The organism is Mesorhizobium sp. M7A.F.Ca.US.006.01.1.1 (genome assembly GCF_003997935.1).
Taxonomy (GTDB): Bacteria; Pseudomonadota; Alphaproteobacteria; order Rhizobiales; family Rhizobiaceae; genus Mesorhizobium.
In genome coordinates this window covers 1-6924 of record NZ_RZQL01000311.1, presented here as the reverse complement: position 1 = coordinate 6924, position 6924 = coordinate 1, and the positions used below count along the sequence as shown (strand labels likewise).

5 protein-coding genes are annotated in these 6924 nt (G+C 63.4%); 1 reads left to right on the top strand and 4 read right to left on the bottom strand.

What is annotated here, in order from left to right; all coding sequences use genetic code 11:
* The 4 genes from EN943_RS33165 to dusB all read right to left on the bottom strand — a co-directional run.
* On the bottom strand, nt 1–1853 hold a 1853-nt coding region (locus EN943_RS33165; RefSeq protein WP_164778509.1), incomplete at its 3' end, for a PAS domain-containing sensor histidine kinase.
* 129 nt (nt 1854–1982) lie between these two features.
* Nucleotides 1983–3443 (bottom strand): nitrogen regulation protein NR(I), encoded by a 1461-nt coding sequence (ntrC, locus tag EN943_RS33160; protein ID WP_127416159.1) that lies wholly within the window; start codon nt 3441–3443, stop codon nt 1983–1985.
* Nucleotides 3440–4582 carry a nitrogen regulation protein NR(II) gene (locus tag EN943_RS33155; RefSeq protein ID WP_127416158.1) on the bottom strand — a complete coding sequence of 381 codons (1143 nt, stop codon included), beginning with the start codon at nt 4580–4582 and terminating at the stop codon, nt 3440–3442. Before EN943_RS33155 ends, ntrC begins: the two co-directional genes overlap by 4 nt.
* The gene (gene dusB, locus EN943_RS33150) at nt 4579–5607 is read right to left on the bottom strand and encodes a tRNA dihydrouridine synthase DusB (RefSeq protein ID WP_127416157.1); all 1029 of its coding nucleotides are present in this window, start codon (nt 5605–5607) and stop codon (nt 4579–4581) included. Before dusB ends, EN943_RS33155 begins: the two co-directional genes overlap by 4 nt.
* A gap of 243 nt (nt 5608–5850) precedes the next feature.
* Between dusB and ispD the strand changes: the two genes are divergently transcribed.
* The coding region (gene ispD / locus EN943_RS33145; RefSeq protein WP_245476068.1) for a 2-C-methyl-D-erythritol 4-phosphate cytidylyltransferase at nt 5851–6924 on the top strand (1074 nt) is incomplete at its 3' end.

The window sequence follows — 6924 nt, the reverse complement described above, 5'->3', positions numbered from 1 at the left end:
CCCTTGAGCGGCTCGTTACCGAACACGCGCTCGAAAGCAATGTCGGCGCGGCTGACTTCAACCAGGAACGAGGCCTCGCGCAACGATTCGCGCAGATCTATGGCTTTCATCTCGGGCTTGGGCATGCGCGCGAAAGCCGAGAATTCGTCGACCATGCGGCCGATATCCTCGACCTGCCGGATGATGGTGTCGGTGCATTGATCGAAAATCTCACGGTCCTCGGTGATGACCTTGCCGAAGCGTCGCTTGATACGCTCGGCGGAAAGCTGGATCGGCGTCAGCGGATTCTTGATCTCGTGGGCGATGCGCCGTGCCACGTCGGCCCAAGCGGAGGAGCGCTGAGCCTGAACCAGATCGGTGATGTCGTCGACCGTCACGACATAGGATTTTTCCTCCGTGCCGTCATCACCGGCCTCGATGGTGATCTGGACGTTGAAGGTCCGTTCGGCGCCGGCGCGGTAGAAGGTCACCTGCTCGCGATAGACGGGCTTGCCGGACTTGCGGCCGATCTCGAAGACGCGGCCGACATGCGGCAGTACAGCGGAGAGGTTCTGCCCAAGGGCGGCGCTGGCTGAAATGGCCAGCATCGCCTCGGCAGAGCGGTTGACGATAGTGACGATGCCGTAGGGATCGACGCCGATGACGCCGGCGGTGACGCCGGCAAGCACGGCTTCCGAGAAGCGACGGCGTTCGTCGATCAGGTCCTTGGCCGACAGGATCTCGTTGCGCTGCGATTTCAGTTCGAGAAGCATCTTGTTGAAGGTATCGCCGAGCGAAGCGACATCGCCGTCGGATGGCCTGACGGGAACCGCGACGTCGAGATTGCCGGTCGCCACTTCGTCGGCGGCGCCGATGAGCTGGCGAATGGGCCGCACCAGACGGTCAGCGACCGCAATGCCGGTCCAGATGGCTGACAGGATGATGATCAGCGTCAGCGAAAGATAGGGCAGCGCGAAGGCCACCTGCGAGGTGCGGCGGTTGTCTTCCAGCCCCCGATATTCGTCGGTGTTGGACCTGACGATCTGCCGTGCCTTGATCACTTCGGGATCGACCAGGCGAATGGTGTAGAGATAGAGCCCGTCGATCTCGCGCAGCTTGACGATGGCGCCCATGATGTTGCGCGTTTTCGGTTCGATCAGCACCGGCTTGCCGTCGGCAGCGCTGGCCACGGCGCCTTCCGGCGGCTCGGGCATGGCGAAATCCGTGTCGGTCTTGGCGCTCATGACGAACGAGCCGTCCGGCTTGATCAGCGCCGCATGGGCCAGCGAACGGCCGACGGCTTCCTTGTTCATCAGGTCGAGAAAGCCGGTACGGTCAAGGCCGTAGAGCGTGCGCGACGCATCGAGGTCATAGGCCATCGACAGTGTCGTGCCCTGGAGGTTGCGGGCATTTTCCTGGACATAGGCGTCGGCGATCGACAGCGACGAATTGACGATCGTCTTGGTGCGGATCTCGAACCAGCGGTCGAGGCCGATGTCGAGCGTGATCGACGCGATGATGGCCACCATGATGGCGGGAATGGCGGCAACCAGGGCAAACATGGCGACGATGCGCACATGCAGCCGCGAGGCAGCCTTGCCGTGCCGGCGCGCCATCAGGATGCGGTGCACCTCACGTCCGACCAGCGCGATAAGAAACAGGACGAAAGCCGCGTTGAGGGCAATCAACGCCAGCGTCGTCGACTCGTTCGGTGTGATCGGCGTGGCGCCAACGAGGATAGTGAACGAGATCGCCGCCGTCATCAGCGCGCCGACCACCGTGATCACGCCTGGCAGCGCAAGCAGCCGACGCCCGTCACGAGCGCCGGGTTCGCTGAAAAGCGGTTGGTTTGTTGTCGGTGCCTGCGGAGCCATGTCGCCGTCTAGAGCCATGATTGCGTCGGATGTATGCAACGCATTGTGGCGATTATGCAACAAGTGTGACCGAGACGGAAATCTTTCGCGAGCCGATCCCCTGAAAAGAGCGCGGGCTCAGATCAAGGCTCAGCCTTGCCGCGATGATTTGTAGACGTTGACGCCGAGTTCGCGAATCTTCTTGCGCAGCGTGTTGCGGTTCAAGCCCAGCAGTTCCGCGGCCTTGATCTGGTTGCCGCGGGTTGCCGTCATCGAAGCCAGGACGAGCGGAAACTCGACCTCGGACAGGATGCGCTGATAAAGCCCCGCTGGCGGCAGTTCGCCGGCAAAGGAAGCGAAATAGCGCTGCAGGAAGTGCTCGACCGCCTGACCGATCGACAAATCGTCAGGAATGAGATTGCCGCCACCCGGCACCACCGGACGTTCGCCGGTCTTGAGCTCCGCCTCTATGATCTCGGCGGAAATCTCGTCCTGCGAATAGAGCGCGGCAAGCCGGCGAACCAGGTTTTCCAGCTCGCGCACATTGCCCGGCCACGGATAGCGCTTCATCAACTCGATGCCGCCGGAAGAAATGCGCTTGGTCTGCAGGCCTTCCATTTCGCCGAGCTTGAAGAAGTGGCGGACGAGGTCCGGCACATCCTCGGAGCGCTCACGCAGCGCCGGCAGCCTTAGCGGCACGACGTTGAGGCGATAGAAAAGATCCTCGCGGAAAAGCCCCTGGTTGATCAGTGTGCGCAGATCCTTGTTGGTGGCGGCGACGATGCGCACGTCGGTCTTGATCGGCGTACGGCCGCCAACCGTCGTGTACTCGCCCTGCTGCAGGACGCGCAGCAGGCGCGTCTGCGCCTCCATCGGCATGTCGCCGATCTCGTCGAGGAACAGCGTGCCGCCTTCAGCCTGCTCGAAACGGCCGGTCGAGCGGTTCTGCGCGCCGGTGAAGGCGCCCTTCTCGTGGCCGAACAGTTCCGATTCGATCAGGTCGCGCGGGATCGCCGCCATATTGATGGCGACGAAGGGGCCGCCGCGGCGGCGGCCATATTCATGCAGCGCGCGCGCCACCAGTTCCTTGCCGGTGCCGGATTCGCCCGAGATCATCACCGTCAGGTCGGTCTGCATCATGCGCGCCAGCATGCGGTAGATGTCCTGCATGGCGGCCGAGCGGCCGACCAGCGGCATTGCATCGGGCTGCTCTTCCGGCCGCACATCGATCTTCGGCCGACGCGGCTCGGAAAGCGCCCGGTTGACGATGTTGAGCAGTTCGGTCAGGTCGAACGGCTTGGGCAGGTACTCATAGGCGCCGGTTTCGGAGGCGCGGATCGCCGTCATGAAGGTGTTCTGGGCGCTCATGACGATGACCGGCAGCTCCGGCCTCGCCTTCTTGATTCGCGGCAGCATGTCGAAGGCGTTTTCGTCCGGCATCACCACATCGGTGATGACCAGATCGCCCTCGCCCGCCGCCACCCAGCGCCACAAAGTCGAAGCATTGGAGGTGACGCGCACCTCGTGGCCTACGCGCGAAAGCGCCTGGTTGAGGACAGTGCGGATCGCCGCATCGTCGTCGGCGACGAGAATATTGCCGCGAACGGTCATTTGCGGTCTCCTTCACCGTCTTCATCGGCGCCGTATGGTGCTTCTTTCCAGGCCGGCATCAGGATGCGGAATGTGGTCCCGCGCGGCGTCGATTCACATTCGATGATGCCGCCATGTTCGCCGACGATCTTGGCGACCAGCGCCAGCCCCAGCCCCGAGCCGTTCGGCTTGGTGGTGATGAATGGGTCGAACAGGATCGGCAAGATGTCTTCCGAGACGCCGGAACCATTGTCACGCACGCAGAATTCCAACGGCAGCGACACGCGGTCCTGCGTGCCCGGAACGGAAACACGGATGCCTGGCCGGAAGGCGGTCGAGAGCACGATCTCGCCCTGCGGGTCGCTGCCGATCGCCTCGGCGGCGTTTTTGACCAGGTTGAGGAAAACCTGGATCAGCTGGTCGCGGTTGGCAAAAACCGGAGGCAACGAAGGATCATAATCCTCCAATATCTTGATTCTCTTCGCAAAACCGTTCTTGGCAATCGCCTTCACATGGTCGAGCACGACATGGATGTTGACGGGATAGCGGTCGATCGGCCGCTCGTCGGAAAACACCTCCATGCGATCGACCAGCGAGACGATGCGGTCGGTCTCGTCGGTGATCAGCCGCGTCAGCGCGCGGTCCTCGTCGGAAGCCGACAGTTCCAGCAACTGGGCAGCGCCGCGGATGCCGGAGAGCGGGTTCTTGATCTCATGGGCAAGCATTGCCGCCAGGCCGGTGACCGAGCGTGCTGCGCCCCGATGCGTCATCTGCCGGTCGATCTTGTCGGCCATCGACCGTTCCTGGAACATAACCACCACCGAGCCGGGAAATTCCGGTACCGGCGCGACATAGAGATCGACGACCTTCTCGATGCCGAGACGCGGCGACGACACGTCGACCCGATACTCGTTGACCGGGGCCCGGCGCTCGCGCACCTGGTCGACCAGCGTCAGCAGCGGGCTGCCGAAGGGAATGAGTTTTGACAGCGTGTTGCGCGCCAGCATCGTCGCGCTCGAGCGAAAGAAGTCTTCCGCATCGGCGTTGGCGAAGGTGATGAACCCCTCCTCGCTGATCATGATCACCGGGCGGCGGATGGTGTTGAGCACGATCTGGGCGGCATCCGCCATTTCAGCGCCTTGGCCGGCGGCGGCGTTCATGCGGCGCTCCGCAGGTTCAAGGGTTGCGGATCGCGCGAAAACACATCGCGCAGCAAGGCGATGACGCGCGCGGGCTCGAATGCGGTCATTATGGCCTTTCGGCTGTCGTCGGCGACGCCGCCGGCATGCCGATCAAGATACCAGCCAAGATGCTTGCGCGCCTGGCGCAGGCCGCTTTCGGCGCCGTAGAGCGCCAGCATGTCCTCGTAGTGGGAGACGACATATTCGGCCAGTGCCGCCGGGCTCTGCGGGATGTTGGTCGCCGTCCCGCCTGCCGCTGCCACAGCGATGCCGCCGGCTATCCAGGGCGCGCCATAGTGCGCGCGGCCGACCATCACGGCATCGGCGCCCGATTGATCGAGAATGTCGGCCGCTTCCTCTGGCGAAGAAACATCGCCATTGGCGACGACCGGGATGGACACGGCTTCCTTGACGCGGGCGATGGCGCGCCAGTCGGCTTTGCCCTGATAGAATTGGCAGCGCGTGCGGCCGTGCACGGTCACCATGCTGACGCCGGCCTGCTCGGCGCGGCGCGCCAGCATCGGGGCGTTGAGCGCGCCTTCGTCCCAGCCGAGCCGCATCTTGACCGTCACCGGCACGTCGACCGCGCCGACAACGGCATCGATCAGCGACAGTGCATGGTCGAGATCCAGCATCAACGCCGAGCCGGCATAGCCACCGGTGACCTTCTTGGCCGGGCAGCCCATGTTGATGTCGATGATGTCGGCACCCTCGCCGGCAGCTATACGCGCACCTTCAGCCATGTGCGCTGCCTCGCGGCCGGCAAGCTGGACCATATGGACCGGCAGGCCGGAGTGGCGTATGCGCAGGTTGAAACCGGCCCTACCCTTGGCAAGCTCGCCGCTGGCTACCATTTCGGACACGACCAGGCCCGCGCCATGTGCGTGGGCGCGCTGCCGGAACGGCTCGTCGGTAATCCCCGACATCGGCGCGAGGAACACGCGATTGCGGATTCTCACACCACCGACGTCAAGCGGCGCGGCCAATTTGGTCAAGTTAACCATGCACAAAAACCAAGCATCTTCATTCACTGCACATTCTCTAGCCAGAACCGGCGCAATGTGCAACGCGGAATGACGCCACATTGAGGCGCAATTGGGAAATACTGGCCTTCGGCTTTGGCCGCGACCAAAGCGCCGCGCGTCCCTCAGAACGCGCAAAGGACGCTTTCGAATTTCATACTTAGCGCACGATCTTTCCGAAAACCGATTACACTTTTGGGGATCGTGCGCTAGGACCAAACGGGCATGACTGACGCAGGTGAAAATCACGTTTCGGGCGGGGATGGCAAGGTCGCGGTGGTGATCGTTGCGGCCGGCCGTGGTGCGCGCGCCGGACAGGCCAACGGACCGAAGCAATATCAATACATTGGCGGCTTTGCCGTCATCGCACACACGCTGGACATTTTTCTGGCCCACCCGCGGACCAGCGAGATCGTCGTCGCCATCCATGCCGACGACCATGAACTGTTCCGGCAGGCGGCGGGCGCCAACGCCGAGCGCGTCACCGCCGTTATCGGGGGGTCGACCAGGCAGGAATCCGTCCGACTCGGCCTGCTTGCGCTGAGAGGCCACGCGCCGGCGCAGGTTCTGATCCATGATGCCGTCCGCCCGTTTGTCGATACGGACCTGATAGATCGTACCATCGCCGCCATCGGCGAGCGCGAGGGCGCGTTGCCCGCTTTGCCCGTCGCCGACACGCTGAAACGCGAATCGGCCTCCGGCGTGGTTGGCGAAACCGTTTCGCGCAGCGGACTTCACGCGGCGCAAACGCCACAGGGCTTTCCGTTCTGGCCCATTCTTGCCGCACACGAGAAAGCCCATCATCTGGGAAAAATGGATTTTACCGACGATGCCGCTATCGCCGAATGGGCGCATATTCCGGTCAAGATCGTTCCGGGCTCGCCGGACAATGTCAAACTCACCTGGGCACGGGATATTGCGATGGCGGACCAGCGGCTTACCGGCGAACGCATACGCTTTCCCGACATTAGAACCGGCAATGGCTATGACGTCCACGCCTTCGAGCCCGGCGACCATGTCACGCTGTGTGGCGTCGCCATTGCACACGACAAGAAACTGTCCGGCCATTCCGATGCCGATGTCGGTCTGCATGCTCTGACCGATGCGCTGCTGGCGACCTGCGGCGCCGGCGACATCGGCACGCATTTTCCGCCATCCGACCTGCAGTGGAAAGGCGCTGCGTCGCGGATATTCGTCGAGCATGCGGCAAGGCTGGTGCGCGAGCGCGGCGCTTCGCAGATCAGCGTGATATCGGCGGTGGCGAGGCGGCCGCCGCGCTCGCGCACCCGCCTTGCCGCA

Bases quoted from the DNA above. Each gene is read 5' to 3' on its own strand.
- ntrC (WP_127416159.1), bottom strand. From the start codon at position 3,443: ATGACCGTTCGCGGCAATATTCTCGTCGCCGACGACGATGCGGCGATC.
- EN943_RS33155 (WP_127416158.1), bottom strand. From the start codon at position 4,582: ATGAACGCCGCCGCCGGCCAAGGCGCTGAAATGGCGGATGCCGCCCAG.
- dusB (WP_127416157.1), bottom strand. From the start codon at position 5,607: ATGGTTAACTTGACCAAATTGGCCGCGCCGCTTGACGTCGGTGGTGTG.